This is a genomic window from Peribacillus saganii, assembly GCF_003429095.1.
Lineage (GTDB): Bacteria > Bacillota > Bacilli > Bacillales > DSM-1321 > Peribacillus > Peribacillus saganii.
The window spans coordinates 304,786-330,205 of sequence record NZ_QVTE01000008.1 but is presented as its reverse complement, the minus strand read 5'-3'; the positions used below and the strand labels follow the sequence as shown (position 1 = coordinate 330,205).

Genomic DNA, 25,420 nt, shown 5'->3' with positions numbered 1-25,420 from the left:
TTTATATCCACACCTCTAAGTAGATCCCAAGAATCGCCAGGAGCAATCCAACGGACCAAAATGTAACTACAACTCTCCATTCGGACCAGCCAACCAGTTCATAATGATGGTGCAGCGGGCTCATTCTAAAAATCCGCTTCCCCGTCGTCTTAAAAGATGCAACCTGCAAAATAACCGAAAGTGTTTCGATTACAAACACTCCCCCAATAATTACGAGAAGAAGCTCAAGCTTTGTCAGTAATGCGACAGTTGCCAGCGCTCCTCCAAGTGCAAGGGATCCGGTATCACCCATAAATACCTTTGCCGGATGGGCATTAAACACCAAAAATCCAAGCAATGCACCTGTAACCGCTACGGAAAATACAGCAACATCGTATTGTGACTGGTTCCAGGCCAGTACAGCATATGCGCCGAAAGCAATGGCAGCCGTGCCTGATACGAGCCCGTCCAACCCATCGGTTAAATTCACTGCATTAGAAAATCCGACAAGCCAAAAAATAATAATAAAAATATAAAACCAGCCTACATTAAAGGATGCATCAGTTCCAGGTATTGTAATCACCGGCAAAAATTTATCGCTGCGAGCATAAATCAGATAGAAAATAACCGAGATGATAATTTGTCCAAGCAGCTTTTGCCGGGAAGTCAACCCCAGGTTCCGCTTCATGACTACCTTAATAAAATCATCCATAAATCCAAGCATGCCAAATCCCAAAGTGACAAAAAGGAGCAAATATGTTCTCACTGATGGCTCGGAATATTTAAATGTCATAATTAAAGTAGCAGCTGTAATGCCTATCATGATCATGACGCCGCCCATGGTCGGCGTCCCCGACTTCTTTTGATGTGATTTAGGCCCTTCTTCACGAATGCTCTGGCCAAATTTCAGCCTTCTTAAGAACGGGATAATAATCGGGGAGAGAAGAACTGTAATCAAAAATCCTAATACCATTGTATAAAAAATCACTTGCTCTAACATGTTCTACTCCCTCATTCCTAGCTCTTTAAAATTGTACGATATATATCGTTTCATGTGTTTCATCCATTTCATGATATGTTGATGTCATTTTTTTCAGAATTTCAATTTGATAATTTATTGATTTTTAATTTGGGCAATCGCTCCTTTCGCGACCTCCCTATCGTCAAATTCAAGAATTCCCCTGCCGATTATCTGATATGTTTCGTGGCCTTTCCCGGCAATCAGGATCACATCGCCCTCATTTGCCATCGAAACAGCATGATAAATGGCGTCCTTCCTGTCAACAATTACCTCATATTGTTCTCCTCTCACGCCCTCTTCCATATCCCGTAAGATCTGTATTGGATCTTCACTTCTCGGGTTATCTGAAGTAAAAATTCGGTGTGTTGCATACTCACAGGCTATTTGCGCCATTAACGGGCGTTTTGTTTTATCTCGGTCTCCACCGCAGCCGACAACAACAAAAACATTTCGCTCTGCAAACTCCCGAATTGTTGTTAAAGCATTTTCTAAACTGTCAGGAGTGTGAGAATAGTCGACGATCACTGAAAAATTCTGTCCTGCATTCACCACTTCAAAACGGCCTGAAACTCCTTGTACCTCCTGCAAGGAAGTAATGATTTGCTTAAGCTCAAGCCCTGAACAAAGCGCAGCGCCAATAGCAGCCAGCGCATTGTATACACTGAATTTCCCAACCAGCTGAAGCTTTACAGGCAAAGTTTCCACGGGAGACACCAGAAGAAATTCTGTCCCTGAGGCCGTGATTTTAATGTCTCTGGCCATGATATCTGCTTCATTATCAATTCCATATGTAACGACATGTGCTGCCGTATATTTAATAAAGTCTTTCGTAGCCTCATCATCTGCATTTAGCACAGCAAACTTTGGACGTTTTTCAATGTACGAATTTCCCAGCTGGGAGAAAAACAGGGATTTGGCATGTTTGTATTTATCCATTGTTTCATGAAAGTCCAAATGGTCCTGAGTCAGGTTCGTAAATACCGCTATATCATAATCACAGCCATGGACCCTGCCAAGCTCAAGGGCATGTGAAGATACTTCCATGACAGCTGTATCCACATGTTCACGATTCATCTCAGCGAATGTTTTTTGCAGCGTAACGCTGTCGGGCGTTGTATTTTTTGTTTCATGGATTGTTTCCCCAACTTTTGTATACATTGTCCCAATCAAGCCTGTGCGCATGCCAGCATCCCGGCAAATTTTTTCAATAAGGTGGCTTGTAGTTGTCTTCCCGTTTGTACCGGTAATCCCAATCAACTTGAGCTTTTGTGTTGGATGCTCATAAAATGCATCAGCAAGAACGCTCATTGCCCGCTGGGTATCCCGAACAACGATAACTGGAATATCTAGGTTAAGCTCCCTTTCCGACAGCACAGCTGCCGCTCCTTTTTCTGCAGCTGATTGCGCAAACTCATGCCCATCAACTGTGTAGCCCTTAATACATATAAATAAACTTCCTTCTTTTACTTTCCGGTTATCATTTTCAATCGAAGTAATTTCCGGGTTTTCCCCTTCAAATTTTGAAAAGCTTCGCAAATAGGAAAGCAATGTGTGCAGCTTCATTTGTTTTCATTCCTCTCAACCTTAGCCTTGAAGCATAATATTATATTTTATTTTTTTATTCTTGTCGAATGAACCTCTTTAAAAAAAGCTGTCATTCGCAAACAAAGCGGCTGTTAATTGTGCACAGCCGCTTCGTACAATTTATATTTTATACTTATTCATTGCTTTCGCCAAGATAAATCCTTATAGTTGACCCTTCTTTTACTTTTACTCCAGCCTGTGGTGACTGCTTTACAATCTTTTCTCCCTGACCGGCAATATCCATTCTTAAATAAAGCAGTTGTGTCTGGAGGTCTTTTTTGCTCATACCTACCAAATTCGGCACCTCAACCATTACGGGGTCATTCCAGGCCTTTTCCTTTTCAATTTGTTCCTTCCTTGGTTCAACGTTTAAGGCCCGAAGTGCATCCTCCATGATATTTCCGACTATAGGTGCAGCAACCACACCTCCAAATTGGGAAGTGCCTTTTGGATTATCGACGGCAATATATACTACTAATTCAGGTTTATCTGCCGGTGCTACCCCAATAAATGATACAATATGATTATTTTCTAAATAACGGCCATTTTGGGCCTTCTGAGCTGTCCCAGTTTTGCCTCCGACACGATAGCCTTCAACAAATGCACCCTTGCCTGTTCCCTGAGCTACAACTGATTCCAGTGCCTCACGAACCTTACTAGATGTTTCCTCAGATATGACTTTCCGTTTTGCTTCAGGTGTTTTTTGCATAACTACCTCACCTGTATCCGGATCAACTAGCTCCTTGGCAATATACGGGGTGTAAAGTGTTCCTCCATTAACAGCCGCTGATACCGCTGCTACCTGCTGGATCGGTGTTACAGAAACCCCTTGGCCGAATGCTGTCGTTGCATGCTCGACTGGCCCGACTCTGTTCATGTTAAACATGATTCCTTTTGCTTCCCCTTGCAGATCAATACCTGTTTTCTCTCCAAAACCAAAATTGCGGATATAGCTGAACAGCTTATCCTTCCCAATGCGGTTTCCAAGTTCAACAAATCCTGGGTTACAGGAATTTTGAACTACTTCAAGGAAGCTCTGTGAGCCGTGTCCTCCCCTTTTCCAGCACCTTAACCTTGCCCCGCCTACTTTTACATACCCTGGATCATGGAAATGGTCCTTTTGCAGATCGACTTTATTCTCTTCCAGGGCGGCAGCCAGCGTAATAATTTTAAAGGTTGACCCTGGTTCGTATGAACTCCAAACCGGCAGATTCCGGTTATATATTTCCGGAGCTACATTTTTAAAATTCGCCGGATCAAATGATGGCCTGCTCGACATCGCCATTACCTCTCCATTATTTGGATTCATTGCAATCGCAATAATGCCATCCGGATTATATGCCGCCTCTGCTTGATCCAGTTCTCTTTCAATGATGGTCTGAATCTTGCTGTCGATCGTTAACTTTAAATCAAGGCCATTAATAGCTGGCTTATAGTCATCTGCCATGTTTTTCATTCTTCTGCCCTTTGCGTCGGCGTAGAACTGGACATAGCCCTTTTCCCCGCTAAGCTCTTTATCATAAGAAAGCTCAATGCCCATCAATCCCTGATTATCAATACCAGCAAAGCCTAATACATGTGATAAGTATGACCCAAAGGGATAGTGTCGTTTGGAATCCTCCGCAATGTATACACCTTTAAGTCCCAGCGCCCTTACTTCCTTTGCTTTTTCATGGGAAATTTTTCTTCCTTCAGGAATCTTTACTGAACTAGCAGACTTGGTAATCAGCTTGTAAGCTTTATCCTGCGACATTTTTAAAACCGAGGCAAGTTTTGCCGATGTTTCTTCCGCATTTTCTACCTGTCTCGGAATAACATAAACTGTTGGTGCTGACACATTAGTTGCAAGCGCCACCCCATTCCGATCAAGAATCTCCCCCCTTTTCGGCTCAAAAGGGATATCCCTGCTCCATAATTGCTTTGCCTGGCCTGTCAGTTTATCACCTAAAAAGAATTGAACATATCCCAGCCTAACATCGATAATAAAAAAGATCAGCAACCCAACCGTCAAGGCAATTAATAACCTCTTTCTCACCGTTACATTTGAAACCCGCAAGAAGTACACCTCCTGAAACCGACTCCCCAACAATATATGCTTGTACATTTTTGGTTAGACCTGAATGCAGGAAGGAGCCATGGTTGCTCCCTGATTAATTCTCATTTCCCTTAACAAAATCAAAATCGATCTGGCCTTTAAAACTTCTGGGGAATCTTCCAGCCGCCTCCGTAAAAATTTCAGATTACTGAAAAAGCCCAAATGCATTGCATCCGGGCTTTCTTAAGCAGTATAGCTAATCATGAACCTCCGTCTTTTTACTGCTTTCTTTTTTGTTATTTAGTTCCTGAATAGCTTTTGGGGATTGCAGTTCTACTATGCAGTATTCCCCCTCCTTAATAATGCTGCCGGGCTTCAGGTTTTGTTTTGTGACATAGCCGCTGCCGGAAGTATTTAAATCCAGCTGTGCTAGGCTTGCAACCTTCATTACGTCACGCAGCGACCAGCCTTTCATATCAGGCGCTGTCAACTCCCCGGTCGTCCGCAGGATGATCCTCTCACCCTCGAGCAGCACACTCCCTGCTTTTGGCGACTGATCAGAAATTGTGTTTCCTTTACCCAATACAACAGGCTTGTACCCTTTATCACTTAGAAGCTTGACGGCTTTAGCTGCTGGCTTGCCCGTCATATCGTCAATGTTTACGGAATCCCTTTCATTGAGGTTCGCCGGCTTAATATTTAAATACTGCAGGCTGTTTTGCATGACAGGGTTAAAAATCTCTGACAGTGGATCAGCACCGACTTTGGTAGCGCCAAGCTTGGGCTGTTTTACGGCAACATACATAACAAGAGTTGGATTTTCCTTCGGAGCCATTCCGAGGAATGAAAACATATAGTTCTCTTTTGATCCTTTAATATATTTCCCATCAGATCCGACAATTTCGGCTGTTCCGGTTTTCCCTGCTACTTCATAGCCCTTAAGCTTATATTTTTTCCCGGTGCCATGTTCAGCCGTAATGACTGTACCAAGATATTCGCGGACCTTTTTTGCTGTTTCTGCTGAAATAGGCTGTCCTGCAATCTTTGGCTCAGTTTTTCGAATCGTTTTCCCGGTTGCAGGATCTGTAATTTCTTTAATCACATACGGCCTCTTCATTTGGCCATCACTTGCTAGAGCGGTAGCGGCCTGAACTTGCTGGATAGGTGTTACCGCAGTACCCTGTCCAAAAGCCGTATTGACCTTTTCAACCTTGTATTTATAAACAATTTTTCCGCCTACCTCGTTAGGCAGGTCAATACCTGTTGGTTTATCAAAACCAAACTTTTTCAGGTATTCTTCAAACTTCTCCGCACCAATTTGCTCCATGGCAAGAGTGGCAAAAGCAACATTGGATGACCGCTGCAACCCTTCTAAGAATGTAATTCTCTTGCCCCTCGGTATCCCGCTGTGGTCACTTGGACTTCTGCCCCCGGGAACCTTGTATGTGCCTGTTACATAGGTTGCATTCGGATTAAACTTTCCTTCCTCCACTGCCGCAGCCAACGTGAAAGATTTCATTGTGGAACCAGGTTCATAATTATCCTCGATGGCCAGGTTCATCCATGTTGATTCAAGGCCATCCCTGGTTTTTGGGTGAAAACTTGGGCGCTGTCCCATAGCCAAGATCTCACCAGTCTTTGGATTTGCGACAATAGCAACTATTTGTTTCGGTTTGTATTCTTCCTGAACCTTATTCATCGAATCTTCCATAAAAGTCTGGATTTTTTTATCAATGGTCAATTTTACAGAATGACCATTCTTCGGCGGCTGAACTTGTTCTTTTGAGTTTGGAAGCAGCAACCCCCAGGCATCGCTATCAAATTTCATATAGCCATCGGTTTCCTTTAGCTCGCTGTTTTCGAAACGTTCAATTCCAAGCTTGCCAACCGTATCTGTTTGCTTTGTTTCTTCATTGTAATTTTTCTCTACATATCCAATTAGGTGAGAGGCGAAAACCCCGTTCGGATAGAAGCGTTTGGTATCCCTGATGAATGAGATGCCGGGAAGGTCCATTTTTTCTATCTCCCTTTTTACCTGATGGGAAATATCGCGGCCGGCGCTGCCGAACTCCACTTGAACCTTATCCTTGGTGAGCCTGTTGTAAATCTCATCCTCATCCATGTCAATGTATTTAGCAAGTTTTTTTGCTGTCATTTCAGGATCCATAACATAATTGGGCTTCATTTTTTTATCTAGAACGGCAAACAGTGTGTAGGAAGAGGTGTCTTCGGCGATAACCTCACCATTTGTATCTAGAATACTGCCCCTATTTGCCTCCAAGACTCTCTGCTTTAGGTACTTAACCTCCGCCTGAGCTGCCAGCACTTCCCCGCCTGCTTTACCTGTAATCTGGATGTAAGCTATTCTTCCAATTAATAAAAAAAAGAGCATGCTGAAAATCACAAATAACAGCACTGCTCCCCTGTTCATATTCCTTTGCTTTGTTTGCATTATTCTTGCACTACCTTCACATTATTTTCATTTAACATGAGGCCAAGTTCAGCAGCTTTTTTCCAGATTCGTTCATATGTACTTAGTTCACTTACCTGGACTTCCAAATCATTATTTATCTTAACCTGTTCATCGATCGAGCCTTCAATCTTCTGGATTTCTTTATTAGTATCATAAATGGCTGACTGGTTGGATACAATCTTCACTCCTACTGCTGCGATCAGCAGGGCTAACACGAGCAATAAGGTCATTTCACCAAAAGATATTTTTGCTTTATGTACGATTACTGTTTGGACCGACTGCCTGGGCTCCTCAGACTGCCAATGTTCTTGAGTTTTTTTTGCATAATTGCTCACATTGTAACCTCCTGATCAATTTTTTTTAAAAGAAATATGACTATAGCTTTTCTGCAATCCTTAATTTTGCGGACCTGGACCGGTTGTTGTTTTCCAATTCTTCTTCACTTGGCAGTATAGGCTTTCTATTTACCAGCTTCAGAACGGGTTTAAACTCATCTGGAATAACTGGCAAGCCCGGCGGCAATGGAGGCGTTTCACTCGCCGCTTTAAAAACAGACTTACAAATTCTATCCTCCAAAGAATGAAAGGTGATAACAGAAATTCGTCCTTCTGGATTTAACAATTCAATTGATTGTTTTAATGATTCTTCAAAAACGCCCAGCTCATCATTAACTGCAATCCGGATTGCCTGGAATATTCGTTTTGCCGGATGGCCACCTTTACGCCGTGCGGGTGCTGGAATACCTTCCTTGATTAACTCAACAAGCTCAAATGTCGTACTAATTGGCTTTGTCTCGCGTGCAGCTTCAATCTTTCGGGCAATTTGTTTGGAGAATTTCTCTTCTCCATATTGAAAAAAGATTCTTACTAAGTCTTGATAGGCCCAACCATTCACAACATCAAATGCCGATAAACCTTCATTCTGGTTCATCCTCATATCTAACGGTGCATCATGGTGATAGCTGAAGCCACGCTCCGGCGTGTCAAGCTGTGGCGAGGAAACTCCCAGGTCGTATAGGATTCCGTCCACCGATTCAACTCCCCGATTTTCAAGTTCTTCCGCAATATGCCTAAAATTCCTTTGAATCAGAGTAAAGCGCCCTTTATAACGAGCGAGCTTTTCTTCCGCATTGAGTATGGCCGTTTCGTCCTGGTCAAAAGCATATAGCATGCCTTTTTCAGACAGCTGCGATAATAAATATTCGCTGTGGCCAGCACCACCAAGGGTACAATCCACATAAATTCCATCAGACTTTATGTTTAAGCCATCTACAGTCTCTTTTAGTAATACAGTCGTATGTTGAAACATTTACTAGCACCTTCCAATCGATGATTGATTCTGAGTCGCCCATTGCTGATTGGCTAAATATCAAATCCAATCATATTTTCTGCAATCTCGGCAAAAGAATCTTCTGAAGTTGAAAAATAGTCTTCCCATAGAGACTTGCTCCAAATCTCAATCCGATTGGAAACTCCGAGAATTACACATTCTTTTTCGAGGGCAGCATATGAAGTCAGTGGCGTAGGGATGTTAATTCTTCCTTGCTTGTCCAATTCACATTCAGTTGCCCCTGAAAAGAAAAAGCGGGTAAAGGCACGTGCGTCCTTTTTCGTTAGAGGCAGGGCTTTCAGCTTTTCTTCCAGCTGTCTCCACTCGCTCATGGGATAACCGAATAAGCATTGATCGAGTCCACGGGTCAAAACGAATTCTTCCCCAAGGCTGTCTCTAAACTTGGCTGGGACAATAATCCGGCCTTTATTATCAATGCTATGATGGTATTCGCCCATGAACATGCCTTCTACCCCCACTTTCTAACTCAAATGTACCACAATCCCCCACTTTTCTCCACATGTTTTTTAATTCGGTACCATAGTGCCACAACCCTGCATTTCCTCCAGTTTTTTCGGGGGATTTATATTGACAAAAAATACAAAATAAATAGCGCAAAAGCATGAACAATGGCGTAAAGAAGATAATTGGCGGGATATGAAAGCTGATATGGTTACCAGCAAAAAAGCGGAAGCCTGAATAGAGGCAATAACGGCTTAAGTGGCCACGTCCTGTGAATGCATCGACGCCAGTCCGTCCTCATAAAGTTGCAGCATGGCGTCGTGTGATGTATCACCGCCGAAGCATTCCTTTCCTGTGAATCGGGGCTTTATTTTCCTGCGGAAAAAAGTTTCTTGAATTGTTTCTTAAAAAAGTGAGATAGAGCCCATGCTTTAGTTATCCAGAGTTCTAAAATTTAAAAATTTCCTGCAACACAAAAAGCAAGGTGCATTACGCACCTTGCCAAGTAATTTCATTCAATTACAAATATCCCAAACAAAGAGAAGCATTAAATAATTACAATTTTATGCTTGTTATTAAACTCGTATTCAAGCTGCATTAATTCGCCTATAAATCCAGGCCCATATTTATTCAGATAATAAAATATGTTCCAGATCCGCTCCTGCGGTGATTTCAGCGGAAAAAGCGAATGGCCGATCCGGCAGTATTTCCTTAACGTAACCTCGTGGTTGCGCCGAGTGCTCTGCATGATTTTGTCATAGATGAAATCCAGCTGCCCTTGCAGGAAATCACTATTTTTAGCCAGAATCGTCTTTAGTCCTCCATCTATTGTCAATGCCTTTTCTGACAGCAGTTCGTGGTTTCTTGCAAGCTGTTCCTTTGTCTTCTCATAGATTTCCTGAAGGGAGGAATCTTTTACAGATTCAAGGAACTTTGATTCGGCTGCCTCCGTTCCATTTATCAGCACCTCGGATAAAACAACGCCGGTTTCTTTCAGGTCTGTTGCAATACCTCTTTCCAGGATTGTGATGTTCAGCCGAGGAACAATAGGCGGCATCTTCATGCCCATTACCTCAAAGGCTAATTTTAGCTCCGCCCAATAGGCTATCTCCCCGGGTCCTGAGACAAAAGCAAGAACCGGAAACAATTTTTCCTGCATGATTGGTCTAGTGACGACATTGTTGCTAAGTCTTTCAGGATTGTTTTTTGCTATTTCCAGCAATTCCTTTTCCGTAAAGGAGACATCCTCATTTTTGCATTTATAGATCCTCTCATCTGAATGAAATTCCAGAAGGATTCGTTCCTTCCTTTCAGGATGGTAATAGAACAGATTGGCTGCATTTTTTTCTAATTCGATCGCTCTGCTGTAGCCACTTTCGGCAATAACTTCCTGCTGGTCAAAAACCCGTTCAGTAATCGGCTGTGCATGTTCTATCAGCTGCTGAAAATATCCGCTCTCAATCCTCCTGAGCCTTGGGTCGGCAGCATCCATAAGGAGCAATCCAGCATCCTTAAACCATACATTGATCAGGGAAGTAAAGAAATCTGTAAAACTGCTGCTAGATTCAATGATATGTTTTGTTTCCGACAGAAGAGTGCTGGTATAATCTGTTTCGCCAAAGGTTTCAAAAATCACTTCCGTCCATTCCGCTGCTACCAAGGAATCAAGCGGCGTATCTGACACCATAGTTTTTTTTGGCTGGTATAAAGGATATGCCATTTTTTCCGGCTTGCCTTTACCCATCGCATAAATATGATTTACTTCAGCAAGGTCATGGTCTTCACCGGCAATCCAAAAGACTGGCACAACCGGTTTGTTTAGTGCTTTCGTCTGCTGTTCCGCAAGCTTTATGATAGAAATAATCTTATGTATAGTGTATAATGGCCCGCTAAGCAAGCCTGCCTGCTGTCCTCCAATTACCACTGCCGATCCTTCGATTCGAAGAGCTTCTATGTTTGCAGCTGCCGCCTCCGACAAACCAAATCCATTCATGTATTCATATATGTAATCCGCTAATTCCTGCCGCTGAAAAGAGCGTGCTGCCAAATCCTTATACCTTGCCTGATACAGATTTTCATCTGCAAGAGCATAATGAAAAAACTTTCCTGCCTCTAGCCTGCCAATCAAATAATCGGAAGCAAACCGATTCATCGCTGGCAACGCAAGATCTTTTATCTCCATTTATGTACTTCCTTTCCCTGCACTTCTGAGATTCCAATATGAGTATATCACCTCAATTAAGGAAAACAAACAAAGATGCCCGTTAACTTTGAAACCTAGTCCGCGGGAGATTCATGCTAACAAGACCTGAGAGATTCGTGATATCATGCCGTAGATAACCAAACAAAAATAGATGCAGAAGAACAACAGGAAATTCACTCGCCAAAAGCCTTTAAAAACCTTTCTAATGATGATTTCCTGCTTCACTTTATAATGAGCAATCACCACGGTCGATGCAACAGCCAGCATGATCAGCAGCAGCAGCCATATTAACGAATGTCCCCAGATTGCCTGAATAAGATAATGGACGGAAATGATAAAGAGCAGTGTACTAAAGTCCATTGACAAGTGAACAGACCTGCGATGATTTTTGGTAATTTGCTTGGCGATGATAAAGAAAACGATATAACCCAAAAGCGGAATAGTTACGAAAGTGGCTGCTAGCCAAGAAAAAACCGTTGTCACAAACTTTCCTCCCCTTGCTGTTCCTTACCTTTTATCAGCATGTACAACATAGCTGCTATTTTGGCATTTTTAGACTTTTCTTTTGCCTGAGATAGAACAAATCCTAAGATCGCATCTATTTCTGTCTGTCTCCCTTTTTCAATGTCTTTTAACATGGATGACCTATTTTTTGAAGTTGTCCTGCAGATATCTTCCACATGTCTTTGCATGCCTTCCCTATCAGAAAGCTCAAGTACTTCTGCAATTTCGTTAAACAAGAGCAAAAAGGCATTATAAAATTGGTCATGTTTAACCAGATAGCCATTTTCCACCCTCAGTAAGGCGGTCAACGGATTGATGACGGCATTTACAACCAGCTTTTTCAGCAGCATATTGTAGTAATCCGGTTCAATTTGAAAGGAAAAGAAGGGAATATCATCAGCTAAGAGATCACGGCCTGGATTCTTTAGCGAAGCTAGTTTCGTAACTCCGATTCCAGAATGTTCAACAGTATTTTGATTATGTATCAAGGCCCCATGTTCTACTACTCCAAAAATGATTTCTTTGGCAGGAAGGAGTTTGACCTGATCAATATGTGACATTCCATTCTGAACAAATAGCAAATTTCCTTTGAAATGATACAATGCCGGCAGGATGGAAGGAAGGTGATATTGCTTCACCGTAATAATAAGAAGATCTTCATCACTGATTCCATCAGTGGCAGGTTTTGCTTTCATCTTCCTGAGCAATGTCGTTTCCCCGCGGATCATTCGAACTCCTTTGTCCTTAATGACTTCTGCCTGTTCACTTCGGTTTGTGTATACAGTGATGGAATGCCGCTCACTTAAATAAAAGGCAAAAAGTAAGCCGATAGCTCCCCCGCCCACAATGCCAATATTCATACGAACCCCCGTGCGTTTGTCGTTGTACAATATTTTAGCAAAAATATCCTAATGAAAGCTATAAGTCTTCTTAAAAACTTATTCAGCATGAGGATGATCTCCTTCTGCACTCTTTTTTGCGGAATTTTTTGATGGTTTAATATATAATAAATATAAAGCGTTTTCTTTCATTAAGGTACAGTTAATCACGGTTGAAAAGGGAGAGAAATGACATGGACTACAAGGTAGAAAGATTGCTTGTGAATTATAAAACATTAGAAGAATTCAAGAAATTCAAAGAATACGGGATTCAAGAGCTTTCTATGCTCGATGATTTAGAAGAAAATATCATTGAAAATGACAGTGAGTCCCCATTTTACGGAATTTATTTTGGCGAAATGCTTGTTGCGAGGATGAGCCTCTACCAAAGAGGAGCAAAATTTGACCGTTATTTTGACCCTCAGCAGGAATACCTTGAACTTTGGAAGCTGGAGGTTCTACCAAATTTCCAGCGTAAAGGATACGGTAATGCATTGGTAGATTTCGCAAAAGGCTTCGGACTTCCAATCAAAACAAACCCGAGGGTACAGTCACATGATTTCTGGAAGGCGATGGGCTTTACTCCAGTGGAATACGACATGGAACGTGACCTTGGAGAAAACCCTTTCCTTTGGCATCCTGATGGCATTGTAATATAATCCTTCTTCAGCATTTGTGTTCACAGATAAAATCAATAACCTGTAAGGAATCTATTTCTGATCCAGCATGACGCAATCGACGATGCAGAACCATTTTTCCAAAAAAAAAGATATTAAAATTTATTTCCACCAAAAAAAGGTGTGAGTTTGGTTCAACAGATCCAAGTTCACACCTTTTTCCTTTTAAAATATATATGTTTACAATTACAATTTTACTTTTTGGTTTTTTTCTTCGTGGCCAAATATATTTCTAGCCCGATCCATGATTTTGAGAAGGTTATAATAATTTTCCTTCACTGAAACTAGCTGGCCTTCAAGTACCTGAATTTCATGTTTCAGTTTCACATTTTCGCGCTCTAAAGCTTCAATTTCCAGAATGTAGCGATTTTCTTGTTCACTGCTAGTATTTGATTGCTGATCCAGGTTAATAAGGTAATCAATTATATCTTTAATGTTGATTCCCTCCGCCCCTTTATCCTTATTGTATTCTTCCAGAACCTGAACAGGCACCTCTATATCCATCTGGACGTGTAAGTCTTCGTCTTGCGGCTGGGCAGGCTTCTGCTTCTTTAACTCCTTGCGCTGTTTTTTTGCAAGCTCTATCCCGGAAATAAATTGCTTCCTTACATATGAATTCCACCTGAATCCGCATGCAGCTGCTGTACGGGATAACTGCCGCCCAGTCTCCTCGAACGCTTTCAGCTGAGTGCTCCCATCCCTGATATGCCGTAAAACTATTTCTGCCAATAATAAATCCTCGTCTTGTGTCCAAGCGTCTTGTCTTGCAATTGACATCTAATTCCCTCCCAGCAAGTGTTTAATTCAATTTATGCACTTGCTAGATAAGATAGAAGAAAAAAGATATAAAAAAATTATATATTCTTAGTGCGAGTAACAAACCTTTCGACCGCCTGCAGATGAGCCTCGGACTCCCACAGCCTGGCACATTCCTGAATTTCCATTTCAATCCGCTCATGGAGCCCGCCCGAAATCCATTTATTCACTAGAAGAGTCTTATAGGCTTTTATCACATCCGCTTCTTTATTAAGAATACTTTGCACTCTATTCTTCCAACTCCCGCCAATCCCATCTTCAAGAATTTCATCGATAAAACTATAGCGCGCAGCCTCAACTGCAGGAATAATTTCAGCGCTTAAAAGAAGTCTTAAAGCATGCTGGTAAGGTAATTTTTCAAATAATATGGAAGCTCCTCCCCAGCCTGTAGTGATTCCCTGTGTTCCTTGAATGAATCCGATCTTCGCCCCCTCTTTTGCTATTCTAAAGTCACATGCAGCCGCAATCTCACATCCTCCCCCAACTGCTGCACCATTTATAAAAGCGAAAGTAGGCTTGGGAAATACGGACAATCGATAGACGATCGCTCCCATTTTAGACAGCATGGCATATGCTTGCTTTTTTGTTTGCAATGAATGAAATTCACCAAGGTCACCTCCTGAACAAAAAGCGGACCCATGGCCAGTTATAACAATCATCTTTATTTCAGGATCAGCTTCAGCAACGTCCAGGGCATGAATGAGTCCCTCCATGACATCGTAATTAACGGCATTCTTCTTTTCCGGCCTATTTATCTCCGCAATTAAGCATCCTTGAATCTCTCTTGATAACACAATGGCATTGTTCAAAATTATGCACCCTTTGTCTAATAAAATGTATTTGTTTATTTTATTCTTGAAGGGGATGCCTTTTTCCTTCCCAGCTGATTGAACAGTCGTTAATAGTCCAAATTTCAAGCACAAAAAAAGCACAGAGATTTCCTCTGTGCCTGACATACTGAAAAGAAATTACTTGTTCACAACTTCTTTTCCTTTGTATGTTCCACATTCTTTGCAAATACGGTGTGCAAGTTTCATTTCACCGCAATTTGGGCATGCTACCATACCTGGAACTTGAAGCTTGAAGTGTGTACGACGCTTTCTTTTTACAGTTTTGGACGTTCTTCTAAAAGGTACAGCCATTATTCCCACCTCCTTAAAAAATGAGTAAGAAGCTATGAATCCATTCTTCTTGTTTCCATTTAAGATTCCTTATTGTCAAAAAAGTTCGCAAGCTGCGATAGACGGGGATCGATTTTCTGTTTGTTTTCTTCTTCAGAAACAACTGACCAATCTTTCCCTGACTGAGGCGCGGCACCTTCGGCATTGCTGTCCTCACAAAAAACCTGCATCGGAATTTCAAGCAGCAAATGCTCTTTAATCACCGGCAACAGATCTACAACGTCTCCTTTTACGACTGTGGTATCATCTTCATTAAGATCATACTCACCTGCTTTTAGCAGAAAGGTTTCTGTCGTGTCAATATCAATTGGATAATGCACATCTACCAGTGTCCGGGAACATGGTAAAATGAATTCGCCAGAAAGTGTTAGATGAAAGGTAATTTTGGATGAGCTTATATCAGCCCTTCCGGTTACTCGTATCGGCGAGACATCGCGAATATGCTTATCAGAAGACTTCAGTTCGCTTACATCTACCGTTTCATCAATTTTCATTTCTTTATCCCGGTATTTTTGAAGTTGACTAATTGTCCATTTCAAATAAATCACCCCAAGGCAACAAAAGTAATTATAGCTGTCATTCCAACGTTTGTCAATATTTTTTCTTTACACTATAATATAGTAGAAATTACGGTTAACAATCGGCCAGAAAAGTGTAGTTTGCTGCGTCCTATTATCTTTTAACACTTGTTTGTGACTTTTAAACATGTATCCCGCAAGCAGATTGACAATAGGTATTATTGTACCATTATCTTGATAAAAGACAAATTGTTTGATTGAGGTGCTATGATGAATGCTATAGGTGTCATTGTTGAGTATAATCCATTTCATAACGGCCATGCCTACCATGTCCGAAAAAGCAGGGAGGCAGCCAATGCCGATATAGTGGCAGCTGTCATGAGCGGCCCTTTTTTACAGCGGGGAGAACCCGCCCTTATCAGTAAATGGGCAAGGACTGAAATGGCACTTAATGCAGGAGTGGACCTTGTCGTCGAACTTCCGTACAAATTCGCTACCCAGAAAGCAGAAATATTTGCCGAAGGGGCGGTAGCAATCCTGCAGGCTTTAAGATGTAAAGCTTTTTGTTTTGGAAGTGAACAAGGTTCAATAGAACCATTCATCGATACATACCATTTTCTAGAAAGCAAAAGCGATGTTTTTAATGAAAAACTAAGGCTTTATATGGATATGGGAAACAGCTTCCCAAAAGCAAACGCCCTAGCGTTTAAAGACATGTCTCCCTCTTCCGGGTTGCTGGATCTGTCCCAGCCAAACAATATACTTGGATATCAGTACGTATCTGCAGCACTTTCCCGTGAGTATCCAATTAGCCCGCTTACCATTAAAAGGACCCAGGCAGGTTACCATGACATTGCACTGACCGAAAACCCGATTGCCAGCGCAACCGGAATCCGAAAAGGGCTTCTGACAGAGAAAAGCAACATAGCTGATATTGAAAAATATGTACCAGCATCAACAAAAGAGATCCTTGCCCATTATTTTATCCAGTATCGGACTTTTCATTATTGGGAGTTATACTGGCCATTGTTAAAATACAGGATCCTGACTGCTGCAGTCAGTGAATTGCAGAAAATTTATGAGGTCGAAGAAGGAATAGAATATCGGCTAAAGGAATTTGCAGCTGCAAGTACTTCCTTTCAGGGCTTTATGGAAAGGGTGAAAACGAAGCGATATACTTGGACAAGAATTCAGCGAATATGCGTTCATATCCTGACCAATACAAAAAAAGAAGAAATGTGTTCAGGAAATTCCGGGCCAGAATATATTCGGCTGCTAGGAATAAATAACAGAGGGAGAAGCTACCTTCAGCATATAAAAAAAAAGCTGGATCTGCCGCTTATTTCTAAAGTTGGCTCACTAAAAGGAAATTCTATTGAGCTTGATATACGCGCTGGTGCTGTACACTCCCTTTGCCTTCGTCCTGAAGATCAGGCTGGGTATACAAAAAGGGAATTCCTCCCGCCAGTAGTGATAGAAGAATGAGATTTCGCAGCTTGAAAAGCTGATTAAATGCTGATCAGAAATTTTCGTTCACCGAATTAACATGTTCGTTTTGTGCTGAGTTACAATTGTTTCGCTGAATAATTTTTCGTTTTCATGGATTAACATTTTTTATCACGGATCACATCTCGGTTTCACGGAATAAAATTCTATCACGGAATTTATTTCTTATTTTTTAGCGCTACTATTTTTTCAAGAGCAAAAAACCTTGTCATTTTATACTGACAAGGTTTTTCCTTACTATTTAATGCGAGATAAAGCTCTCATCTCTGCTAAAAAGTGGCCAGTCTATTTTTTTGATTTTAATCCTTCGAGATACTCAACTGCCTCACTGAAGGTATCAATAGGAACAATTTTCATTTCTGTTTTTATATCCTTAGCCGCGATTAGTGCTTCCCTGTAATTGGAGTCAGATTTGCCTCCCTCATTGGGAGCAAGGAATATTTCAGCTCCGGCCTTATCAGCCGCAACGATCTTTTGCTGGATACCGCCGATCGGCCCAACTTTTTCGCCTTCTTCCATCGTGCCTGTTCCCGCGATCCCATATCCCTTAGTTAAATCTCCCTCGGTCAGCTGATTATATATTTCAAGCGAGAACATTAAACCGGCGGAAGGGCCTCCAATCTGGTCTGTCTTAACCTCTACCTCAGGTTCCGTGGTTATCGATTTATCATCAACCAGTGAGATTCCAACACCCACCCGGGAAGCATCCTGTTTAAAGGGCTGAACTTTCAGCTTAATCGTCTTCTTTTTGCCATCACGTTTGATCGTCAGCGAAACAGTGTCACCAATTTTCTTATTGCTTACATGGCTTGTAAACTCATCAGACGATTTAAAGGCAATCCCATCAGCAGCAGTAATACGGTCTCCCGGTTTCAGTTTTCCCTCAGCAGGCATATCTTCTATTACACCGCTAACGAAGACGCCTTGGTACTTGATTATATACTTTTTGCCAGCCTCTTGATAAGCTGTCTTAATCGCATTTATTTTTGAGCCCTCCATCAAGTGAAGCTGCCTGATATTGTACTCCTCGTCTGTTTCATTTTCGGCTCTAATATATTTCTCAGGATATATTTCATGGTATTTATTAAACTTGGCAGCTGCATAGGAATAGATATTAGCTTTTCCCATTCTCACTGTTGTCAGCATAAAGCTGCCTTTTGCATCATCTCCGCCCTCCACCTCAACGATGGGCTCCAATTCCTTTGCCATGCCTGGCTTTGAAACATAATATGGCAGGTAAATAAACGAACTGCCTGCTATGAGCAGCAATGCCAGGAGGAAAGAGCGGGTATATGAATTACGTCTCTTCACAGTGCTTCTCCTTCCAGGTATCTATGCATTCAAAGATAGCATCGATATTTTGTCTAGCTTCTTCTTCTCCAATAGTAATCATTTCCTCAATATTTGTAAACGCCCGAGAACTGTACTTTTCTACGCGGGGACGGATCATTATATCAGAAGCTACCTTTCTGAATTCCACCAGCTCCATTTGCAATATATCTAGACTCTGCATAATCACATCATAGATTGATGTGATTTCCACATCCTGTTTAACATGAGCGACATCAACTGCAATCACAATATCGGCTCCCATATCCTTTACAACTGAAACAGGTATTCTATCGACAACTCCGCCGTCAACCAGCAGACGGTTATTTATTTTTTCCGGAACAAAGATACCTGGTATTGATATGCTTGCCCTGACAGCTTCTGCAATAGGACCGGTCCGAAAAATGACCTTGTCTCCAGATTTTATATCAGTGGCAACGATGGCAATCGGTATATCCAGTTCTTCTATCATTTTTCCGTGAGTAAACATGTGAATTAGTTCTTTAATCCTCTTCCCGGCCACAAAGCCCATCTTGGGAACGGTTAAATCGAGATAATACTTTCGTTTAAATAATTTCGACAGCTTGTATAGCCGATCAATATCGGATCCTGCAGCATAAAAGGCAGCAACCAATGCCCCCATACTGCTGCCGGCAATGAAATCGATCGGAATCCCTTCCTGTTTTAAAATTTTGATGACACCAAGGTGGGCAAAGCCCCTGGCTCCTCCCGACCCTAATGCCAATCCTATTTTCGGCTGTGACAAAAGGATTCCTCCCTTTTTTGAAATATAAGAAAATAAAACATATTTAACATGTACTGATGTCTGGCTCCAGCGCCCAACCCCGACGCGCACGGCGTACTAGTACCGACGTCGCCACAGGACAAGGAATGCTTCGGCAGCGATAGATCGCACCAAACAAAGCGACAGCTTTGTGAGGACGTGGCGAACGTTACCCGTCCTTCCAATAACAGGGCGCTTGCGCGTTTATGATGTTACTCCTTTTCAAACTTATGGTCTAAATGTCTTTCCTATGAGTATATTGTGTATAGCAGGACAAGAATAGCGTGTCCTTATCTTTTTACCATTTTATAATCAAAAAACATTGGATACGAATTCTGGTTACCATTTTCCCGGGTTCACAAGAGTGAACCTCTTGAATATATGGATTTAACAACCCCTTGGAGGAGGCCTTTAAAGGTGTATAAGTCTAGAATAAAAACCATTTTTTTGGCGCTATCTGTAACCATCATGGCAGGAGGGCTGATAACCTTTCCTCAGGAATCCTTCGAGGCTTCGATAAGAGGCCTAAATATGTGGTGGGAAATCGTTTTTCCTTCCCTTCTTCCGTTTTTTATTATGTCAGAAATGCTGATTGGTTTTGGCGTCGTCAAATTTATAGGGGTACTGCTTGAACCTTTAATGAGGCCGCTCTTTAAGGTGCCTGGTGTTGGGGGATTTGTCTGGGCAATGGGAATGGCATCTGGCTATCCGTCCGGGGCAAAGCTTACGGCAAGGCTTAGACAGGAAAAACAGCTGACCAGAATAGAAGCAGAAAGACTTGTTTCCTTTACTAATTCATCAAATCCGCTATTTATTTTTGGAGCTGTATCAATTGGTTTCTTTTATAATCCAAACCTTGGCATAATTCTTGCGTCATCACACTACTTAGGGAATTTCTGCGTTGGTCTGCTGATGCGATTTCATGGAAAAAAAGAGAACCTGGAGAAAAAGCCTAAACGCTCCACTCTTTCAATTAAACAAGCGCTAAGAGAGCTTCATCGGACCCGGATTAAAGAAAAACGCCCGCTTGGCAAACTGCTTGGTGACGCTGTCCTTTCTTCCATTCAGACGCTGCTGATGATCGGGGGATTCATCATTCTTTTTTCAGTGATTAATAAGCTTTTATATCATATGAAGATTACAGGCCTCCTGGCAAAAGGTGTGGAGTACGTCCTTGTTCTTCTGGGTTTCCCCGATGTTCTGAGTATTCCGCTAATTTCTGGCATGTTTGAGATAACACTCGGTTCTCAAATGACGAGTGGAGTACAGGAAGCAACACTGATGCAGCAGGCCATTATTACCTCCTTTATTCTCGCATTTTGCGGCTTCAGCGTACAAGCCCAAGTTGCCAGCATCCTTTCCGAAACGGACATCAGGTTTTATCCGTTCTTCTTTGCCCGTATTGCACACGGTTTCTTAGCAGGATTCATCACTTTCGTCCTTTGGAACCCTGTTTATGAAGGAATGCATATGTTCGGACGTCCATCTAATTCATATCCTGTGTCCGCCGGGCAGGACGCCGGCTGGGAAACAACTTTATACCATGCCGCAACTAACGCTGGTCCGCTCATTACCATTGGTTTCCTGGTGATTTATATTATTTTGTATGCGGCTAGAAGCCGCAAATGAGAAATCTATAAAAAAAGCCCCTCTCGCCATAGAAATTCAGCAGCATATGTCTCTACGAAGAGGTTGATTTCTCCTTTTTCATGGCAGGGCAAGTCCTGTAGTTTAAAATAAAAAACTGCTTCATTTAGAAGAATTCTTATAAACTAAAAAACCTTGTTTAACGGCAACAAGGTTTTTTAGCTTATTTTATTTATATTTTTCCTTAAGAGCAGTTTCAACACTGGGAGGCACTAATTCTTTAATTTTCCCGCCATATTTGGCTACTTCCTTGACAATGCTAGAGCTTAAGAAAGAATATTGGTTATTGGTCATAATGAAGAATGTTTCAATCCGTTCATTTTGAAGCCTGTTCATGGAAGTAATTTGCATTTCATACTCAAAATCAGATACCGCCCTCAATCCCCGGATAATGGCATTTGCCTGAATACTCTCGGCATATTCCACCAGCAGGCCTGAAGAGGAATCAACCTTTACATTGGGCAGATGGCTGGTAACTTCTCTTATTAACTGCATCCTTTCCTCTACCGTGAACAAGGGATTCTTAGATGAATTATTCATCACCACGACATATACTTCATCAAATACCTTTGCCCCTCTTTGGATAATGTCTAAATGCCCAAACGTTATGGGATCAAAGCTTCCTGGGCAAACGGCTATTTTAGCCATCGGATTTCCTCCTACTCATTTGGCAATAATTCCTTTTGAAAGATCGTTACCGCTATGATTCCATATGTTTCTTGTTTCCATTTGAAAAAACTTCCAATCCGATCAGGAAGAGTGGTTTCACTGCCATGCTCACAAACAATCAATCCGTCATTGTCCAAAAGCCCATTACTATGTATCAACTCAACTAATTCAACTAATTTTTGCAGTTTATAAGGCGGATCAAGGAGAATCAGACGGAATGAAAGATTACGCTTACTTATTGCCTTTAAAGCCCGTTCCGCATCATTTTTATACACCTCTGCCTTCCCGGAAAACTGGCAAGCTTCCAGATTCGCCTTAACGGTCTGGATGGCCTTGTGTTCCCGGTCAACAAAAATAGCCTGTTCAATTCCCCTGCTCAATGCTTCGATTCCAAGCCCGCCGCTGCCTGCAAACAAATCCAGGGCTGTCCCGCCGTCAAAATAAGGGCCTATAATATTAAATATCGATTCCTTTACCTTATCGGTAGTAGGCCGCGTTCCGCTTCCAGGCACAGCCTTTAACGGCCTCCCCTTACATTTACCAGAAACGACTCTCATTTACCTCACCACATTTTTTGACAAATTTCTTCACTCACATATCCTATCACATTCCATTTTCTGAGCCAATACCTTGCATTTATCAGTTAATAGGGAAAATGACTTCAGCCGCCATGATGACGGAAGCATACCATTATCCTTTTGAGAAAGTCATGGCCGGCACGCTGTATAAACAAAACTATGTTTTCATTTCTGAAAAACAGCAAAAAATGACGTTTTAAATATTTTAACTTATTGATTTCACTTCTGCTAAATTTAATATTTGCAAAAAAGTCCAATTCGATGAATAACAACAATATTTTTGGTGATAATGTACAGTAACAACATCAGTACCGAGGATGTTGTTGCCAACCGCGGAGAAGACTTACGTTTCCCCATAAGTTCTTCCTCCGGTTTCTCCTCTCCCTTTTCCTTCTGCCTTTGTATAAAGGAAATAGAAGGACCCTGCAGTTTTACTGCAGGGCTTTTTTATTAGACCCTTTTCATGATTAATTGGACATCAAGATATCTGCTCCTCGTTGACCCCTTATTCATACTCGTTACAGATAATCAGTCTGACGAGAACTCCTGCCAGATCATGTATCTTCATGCTAAGCGTTTTCTCTTCATTGATTCCGCAAATAATTTATTAGAGTTGAAATACTACCATGATGACTCAATGGTGTATTAATTAAGTTTTTTCATTCTGTTACTCTAATGCTCAAACAAAAAAACTTAAAGGCCGAAACCTTTGAGTTTTAAATTTTGCTTCGGTTATAGACTAAAGCTTCCTGTATAGAATAAATTACTATTTTATTTGTTAAAACTGTTGGCCAGGAAAGTCCAAACTTGCTCACGCAAACCGGGTACTGGTCTTTAATTCAGGGCACTTCCGCTTTCCAATTTATAACTCGACGATTTCAATCTCATTTTTATTTTCCCTGACAAAGGTTTGAAAAATTTCATTAAGCCAAATTTCTTGGATGTACACTTTCTCATTCAGTGTCAGAAAGGGATTTTCGGATATACCATATGTCTTGTCGTTAAAAAGGAAAGAGCTTTTATCTAAATAAAACCGGTAAGAATTAGAATCTCTCGTAATGAGATAATGAGTTGGGTTTACCATGTTAATGGCATATCCGAGGCTGCTGGCAACAGTTTCAAACGGATAAAATCTTTGATTCTTGATATAAATGGCTCTTTCTCCGTTTATTTCATTTCGATTGACAAGTACATTTTTATTTTCTATGAAATAAAGGGGAATAACTGATTTAGCCGTAAACCTGTTTTCTGTAAAAAAGGACGTTTTTTGGCCAGCAGCCTTTGATAATAGCGCATCAAGCAGCTGAGCTGAATATATTCTACCCTTTTCCTCTTTTAAAATTTCAATAAAACGGGATTGCTGGTCTGCCGATAATTCTTCCTCAATGGATTTATTTATTAGGTGCACTTTTTCCGATTGGGTCTTCTGACTAAACAAGAGCTGCCCTATATAACTTTGCAGCCAGGTCTCCTGTTTATCCAAAAAAGGATACTGTAGCTGTAAATATTGAGTCAGGAGCTCTTGCTCAAGCCCTTGTAAGGAAGAAATAATCATTAAATTCCCAGCTTTATATTCCGGATATTGATCTGTTGCAATAATCGCAAGAAAAGGAAAATCAGAAATTTCGGCTACTGCTTGCTTCAAACGGCTTGCCTGGTCCGGAGCCAGTTCCCCATATATCTCAAGCTTATTTGATAATTTCCTGTGGCTAAGCTTTCCGGAATGAAAATAAAGAGGGAAAGATTCAGCATTCCCTTCGAAAACATAATAATCTATATATTTTTTTACTTTATTGGCAAGTACCGGTGCCCCGGCCGCCCACATCCCCTTACGGTTACCACTTTCTATTATTTCAACTCTTGTATTATCTATTGAGATATTTTTTATTCGTAAACTCCAGTTCATCAGCACAAAGGAAGGCTTATTAGAATTAAGTGGAAACGAATAGGAAAATCTCAGCTGTTTACCATTACTTCTCACTGTCTTCCCCGCTTTCTCTTTTGGGGTACAGTTACTTGTTTGATTTTCGATGCATGACCATTTTTGAATGTTTTGATTTTCAACTGTATATGTACCGGCAGGCAGACCCTTTATAGTTTGCTCAACCGTTACTGCCCCTTTTGTGTGAGTAATTTTGAGATACTGAACAGCATGGGGGTTAATTATTTCCGTAGTTTTGTCTCGATTTTCCGAATACCATTGCCACTGCCAGAGTAACATTCCGGCGATTGCAGTGCTCAGCATCATCAGAATTGAAAAAAATGTGCGAACCATCTTTAAAACCTCTATATCTAAAGTCTTGCAACTAATTTACCAAAAAATACAGCTTTCGGTCATTACTTTTTATGATTTTTTTAAATTTTTTTACATATACATCCTGCCCTTGCACTTTAATTAAAGGAAGTGATAATGTATACAGGATGTCTAGTGCCGGCGTTGCCACGGACTTGGCGATTTTAGCAGGCCTCGAGGTCATAAGCCAAGCACTTTTGAAGGCAAAAAGCGCCTTCTGCCAGCGCTTGTCTTATGCTTGCCGGAGGCCTACACGATGTGGGTCAGAACGGCGTTGTCACAGGACGTGGCGAATTTAGCCGTTCCTTCCACTGTTAGGATGTGCTGGCGTCGATGTTTGGCACAGGACATGCCAGACCTTAGTCGATGTTTCGTGCTTGGATACTTCCGCTTTTCTTTAAATGATACATAAGGAGAGATTCGAATTGATTCAGCGTTTTATTGAATTGGGAGAGGGCTACTCCGATTTATATGAGCTTATTGAAATAGCCAGGGCACAAAAAGAGAGGGTGAAATATCTGCTGGCTCTTAATACAGAAATTGATGGCAATCCGGTAACATCTCTTGCCATTATTTTAAATCCAACACAGCCGGGAAATTTTCAGCCGATTTATTTTTGCAGGGAAGGAATTCCAAATCCAAACAAAATACCAAATAAACGGTTTGATCTTTTCGCTGATTTAGCAGAAACGATCGAAAAACGTATAATTGAATTGGAAGTGAAACACTCTGGGGCCTTTGCTGAAAAACAGCTATTTTTTCAGTACCTGATTGGTATCCTGCGCATGAACCGCTATCTTCCTCCGCTTAGTTAAGCAGAAGGGTGAAGTGGACAAGTCATTTTTAAATGTCGGTACTAGCTATTGCCCGAGTGCAGCACCGATGGAGCAATGTATTTTTATTATTAAATAGCAAGCTCTTGAAACACTTGACCTCACTATTTCTCGATTTATA

At 41.4% G+C, this 25,420-nt stretch carries 23 protein-coding genes; 4 read left to right on the top strand and 19 right to left on the bottom strand.

Going from position 1 to position 25,420, the window contains the following annotated elements; all coding sequences use genetic code 11:
- Nucleotide 1 precedes the first annotated feature (1 nt).
- The 10 genes from mraY to D0469_RS04305 form a co-directional block, all read right to left on the bottom strand.
- Nucleotides 2–979: a phospho-N-acetylmuramoyl-pentapeptide-transferase gene (mraY, locus tag D0469_RS04350; protein ID WP_117325400.1), complete on the bottom strand. Its 978-nt coding sequence runs from the start codon at nt 977–979 to the stop codon at nt 2–4.
- A 114-nt stretch (nt 980–1,093) separates the two neighbouring features.
- A complete protein-coding gene (locus tag D0469_RS04345) occupies nt 1,094–2,563 on the bottom strand; it encodes a UDP-N-acetylmuramoyl-L-alanyl-D-glutamate--2,6-diaminopimelate ligase (protein WP_117325399.1) in 1,470 nt (489 codons plus the stop codon).
- A 154-nt stretch (nt 2,564–2,717) separates the two neighbouring features.
- Nucleotides 2,718–4,640 carry a stage V sporulation protein D gene (locus tag D0469_RS04340; RefSeq protein WP_117325398.1) on the bottom strand — a complete coding sequence of 641 codons (1,923 nt, stop codon included), beginning with the start codon at nt 4,638–4,640 and terminating at the stop codon, nt 2,718–2,720.
- A gap of 235 nt (nt 4,641–4,875) precedes the next feature.
- Nucleotides 4,876–7,071, bottom strand: a complete 2,196-nt coding sequence (locus D0469_RS04335) for a penicillin-binding protein (protein WP_117325397.1) — start codon at nt 7,069–7,071, stop codon at nt 4,876–4,878.
- Nucleotides 7,071–7,427, bottom strand: a complete 357-nt coding sequence (ftsL, locus tag D0469_RS04330; protein ID WP_117325396.1) for a cell division protein FtsL — start codon at nt 7,425–7,427, stop codon at nt 7,071–7,073. The genes D0469_RS04335 and ftsL overlap by 1 nt, the downstream gene beginning before the upstream one ends.
- Nucleotides 7,428–7,467: 40 nt before the next feature.
- Nucleotides 7,468–8,400, bottom strand: a complete 933-nt coding sequence (gene rsmH / locus D0469_RS04325) for a 16S rRNA (cytosine(1402)-N(4))-methyltransferase RsmH (protein ID WP_117325395.1) — start codon at nt 8,398–8,400, stop codon at nt 7,468–7,470.
- Between the two features lie 53 nt (nt 8,401–8,453).
- On the bottom strand, nt 8,454–8,885 hold the full coding sequence (gene mraZ / locus D0469_RS04320) for a division/cell wall cluster transcriptional repressor MraZ (RefSeq protein ID WP_117325394.1): 432 nt from the start codon (nt 8,883–8,885) through the stop codon (nt 8,454–8,456).
- A gap of 545 nt (nt 8,886–9,430) precedes the next feature.
- Nucleotides 9,431–11,065 carry a bacillithiol biosynthesis cysteine-adding enzyme BshC gene (gene bshC, locus D0469_RS04315; protein WP_117325393.1) on the bottom strand — a complete coding sequence of 545 codons (1,635 nt, stop codon included), beginning with the start codon at nt 11,063–11,065 and terminating at the stop codon, nt 9,431–9,433.
- Nucleotides 11,066–11,176: 111 nt separating this feature from the next.
- Complete coding sequence (locus D0469_RS04310) at nt 11,177–11,569, bottom strand: DUF3397 domain-containing protein (RefSeq protein ID WP_117325392.1); 393 nt, start codon at nt 11,567–11,569, stop codon at nt 11,177–11,179.
- Nucleotides 11,566–12,450: a 2-dehydropantoate 2-reductase gene (locus tag D0469_RS04305; protein ID WP_117325391.1), complete on the bottom strand. Its 885-nt coding sequence runs from the start codon at nt 12,448–12,450 to the stop codon at nt 11,566–11,568. Before D0469_RS04305 ends, D0469_RS04310 begins: the two co-directional genes overlap by 4 nt.
- Before the next feature lie 212 nt (nt 12,451–12,662).
- Between D0469_RS04305 and D0469_RS04300 the strand changes: the two genes are divergently transcribed.
- A complete protein-coding gene (locus D0469_RS04300) occupies nt 12,663–13,127 on the top strand; it encodes an N-acetyltransferase (protein WP_117325390.1) in 465 nt (154 codons plus the stop codon).
- 204 nt (nt 13,128–13,331) lie between these two features.
- Here the strand turns inward: D0469_RS04300 and D0469_RS04295 are convergent, their stop codons facing one another.
- From D0469_RS04295 to D0469_RS04280, 4 genes are all read right to left on the bottom strand, one after another.
- Nucleotides 13,332–13,922 carry an RsfA family transcriptional regulator gene (locus tag D0469_RS04295; protein ID WP_117325389.1) on the bottom strand — a complete coding sequence of 197 codons (591 nt, stop codon included), beginning with the start codon at nt 13,920–13,922 and terminating at the stop codon, nt 13,332–13,334.
- A gap of 77 nt (nt 13,923–13,999) precedes the next feature.
- Nucleotides 14,000–14,770 (bottom strand): enoyl-CoA hydratase/isomerase family protein, encoded by a 771-nt coding sequence (locus D0469_RS04290; RefSeq protein ID WP_233522934.1) that lies wholly within the window; start codon nt 14,768–14,770, stop codon nt 14,000–14,002.
- Between the two features lie 159 nt (nt 14,771–14,929).
- Nucleotides 14,930–15,103 carry a 50S ribosomal protein L32 gene (gene rpmF, locus D0469_RS04285; protein ID WP_101593570.1) on the bottom strand — a complete coding sequence of 58 codons (174 nt, stop codon included), beginning with the start codon at nt 15,101–15,103 and terminating at the stop codon, nt 14,930–14,932.
- A 59-nt stretch (nt 15,104–15,162) separates the two neighbouring features.
- The gene (locus D0469_RS04280; RefSeq protein ID WP_117325387.1) at nt 15,163–15,681 is read right to left on the bottom strand and encodes a YceD family protein; all 519 of its coding nucleotides are present in this window, start codon (nt 15,679–15,681) and stop codon (nt 15,163–15,165) included.
- Between the two features lie 246 nt (nt 15,682–15,927).
- On the opposite strand from D0469_RS04280, the gene D0469_RS04275 reads away from it, so the two are divergent.
- Nucleotides 15,928–17,145, top strand: a complete 1,218-nt coding sequence (locus D0469_RS04275; protein WP_233522933.1) for a nucleotidyltransferase — start codon at nt 15,928–15,930, stop codon at nt 17,143–17,145.
- Nucleotides 17,146–17,451: 306 nt separating this feature from the next.
- Here D0469_RS04275 and D0469_RS04270 read toward each other — a convergent pair whose 3' ends face one another.
- Both D0469_RS04270 and D0469_RS04265 read right to left on the bottom strand, forming a co-directional pair.
- On the bottom strand, nt 17,452–18,477 hold the full coding sequence (locus D0469_RS04270; RefSeq protein ID WP_233522932.1) for a SepM family pheromone-processing serine protease: 1,026 nt from the start codon (nt 18,475–18,477) through the stop codon (nt 17,452–17,454).
- Nucleotides 18,464–19,261: a patatin-like phospholipase family protein gene (locus D0469_RS04265; protein WP_117325385.1), complete on the bottom strand. Its 798-nt coding sequence runs from the start codon at nt 19,259–19,261 to the stop codon at nt 18,464–18,466. Before D0469_RS04265 ends, D0469_RS04270 begins: the two co-directional genes overlap by 14 nt.
- Nucleotides 19,262–19,696: 435 nt before the next feature.
- Here D0469_RS04265 and ylbJ point away from each other — a divergent pair, with 435 nt between their 5' ends.
- Nucleotides 19,697–20,908 carry a sporulation integral membrane protein YlbJ gene (gene ylbJ, locus D0469_RS04260; protein WP_117325384.1) on the top strand — a complete coding sequence of 404 codons (1,212 nt, stop codon included), beginning with the start codon at nt 19,697–19,699 and terminating at the stop codon, nt 20,906–20,908.
- Nucleotides 20,909–21,094: 186 nt separating this feature from the next.
- On the opposite strand, the gene coaD is transcribed toward ylbJ, so the two are convergent.
- The 3 genes from coaD to D0469_RS04240 form a co-directional block, all read right to left on the bottom strand.
- A complete protein-coding gene (coaD, locus tag D0469_RS04255; protein WP_117325383.1) occupies nt 21,095–21,574 on the bottom strand; it encodes a pantetheine-phosphate adenylyltransferase in 480 nt (159 codons plus the stop codon).
- Between the two features lie 11 nt (nt 21,575–21,585).
- Complete coding sequence (gene rsmD / locus D0469_RS04250) at nt 21,586–22,152, bottom strand: 16S rRNA (guanine(966)-N(2))-methyltransferase RsmD (RefSeq protein ID WP_117325382.1); 567 nt, start codon at nt 22,150–22,152, stop codon at nt 21,586–21,588.
- 883 nt (nt 22,153–23,035) lie between these two features.
- Nucleotides 23,036–24,448: a hypothetical protein gene (locus D0469_RS04240; protein WP_117325380.1), complete on the bottom strand. Its 1,413-nt coding sequence runs from the start codon at nt 24,446–24,448 to the stop codon at nt 23,036–23,038.
- A 443-nt stretch (nt 24,449–24,891) separates the two neighbouring features.
- Between D0469_RS04240 and D0469_RS04235 the strand changes: the two genes are divergently transcribed.
- Complete coding sequence (locus D0469_RS04235; RefSeq protein WP_117325379.1) at nt 24,892–25,281, top strand: DUF7147 family protein; 390 nt, start codon at nt 24,892–24,894, stop codon at nt 25,279–25,281.
- The last annotated feature ends 139 nt before the right edge of the window (nt 25,282–25,420 follow it).

Coding starts and splice junctions, on each gene's coding strand:
- rsmH (WP_117325395.1), bottom strand. CDS start 8,400: ATGTTTCAACATACGACTGTATTACTAAAAGAGACTGTAGATGGCTTA.
- rpmF (WP_101593570.1), bottom strand. CDS start 15,103: ATGGCTGTACCTTTTAGAAGAACGTCCAAAACTGTAAAAAGAAAGCGT.
- D0469_RS04335 (WP_117325397.1), bottom strand. CDS start 7,071: ATGCAAACAAAGCAAAGGAATATGAACAGGGGAGCAGTGCTGTTATTT.
- D0469_RS04295 (WP_117325389.1), bottom strand. CDS start 13,922: ATGTCAATTGCAAGACAAGACGCTTGGACACAAGACGAGGATTTATTA.
- D0469_RS04240 (WP_117325380.1), bottom strand. CDS start 24,448: ATGGTTCGCACATTTTTTTCAATTCTGATGATGCTGAGCACTGCAATC.
- D0469_RS04345 (WP_117325399.1), bottom strand. CDS start 2,563: ATGAAGCTGCACACATTGCTTTCCTATTTGCGAAGCTTTTCAAAATTT.
- mraZ (WP_117325394.1), bottom strand. CDS start 8,885: ATGTTCATGGGCGAATACCATCATAGCATTGATAATAAAGGCCGGATT.
- D0469_RS04275 (WP_233522933.1), top strand. CDS start 15,928: ATGATGAATGCTATAGGTGTCATTGTTGAGTATAATCCATTTCATAAC.
- rsmD (WP_117325382.1), bottom strand. CDS start 22,152: ATGAGAGTCGTTTCTGGTAAATGTAAGGGGAGGCCGTTAAAGGCTGTG.
- D0469_RS04300 (WP_117325390.1), top strand. CDS start 12,663: ATGGACTACAAGGTAGAAAGATTGCTTGTGAATTATAAAACATTAGAA.
- mraY (WP_117325400.1), bottom strand. CDS start 979: ATGTTAGAGCAAGTGATTTTTTATACAATGGTATTAGGATTTTTGATT.
- D0469_RS04305 (WP_117325391.1), bottom strand. CDS start 12,450: ATGAATATTGGCATTGTGGGCGGGGGAGCTATCGGCTTACTTTTTGCC.
- bshC (WP_117325393.1), bottom strand. CDS start 11,065: ATGGAGATAAAAGATCTTGCGTTGCCAGCGATGAATCGGTTTGCTTCC.
- coaD (WP_117325383.1), bottom strand. CDS start 21,574: ATGGCTAAAATAGCCGTTTGCCCAGGAAGCTTTGATCCCATAACGTTT.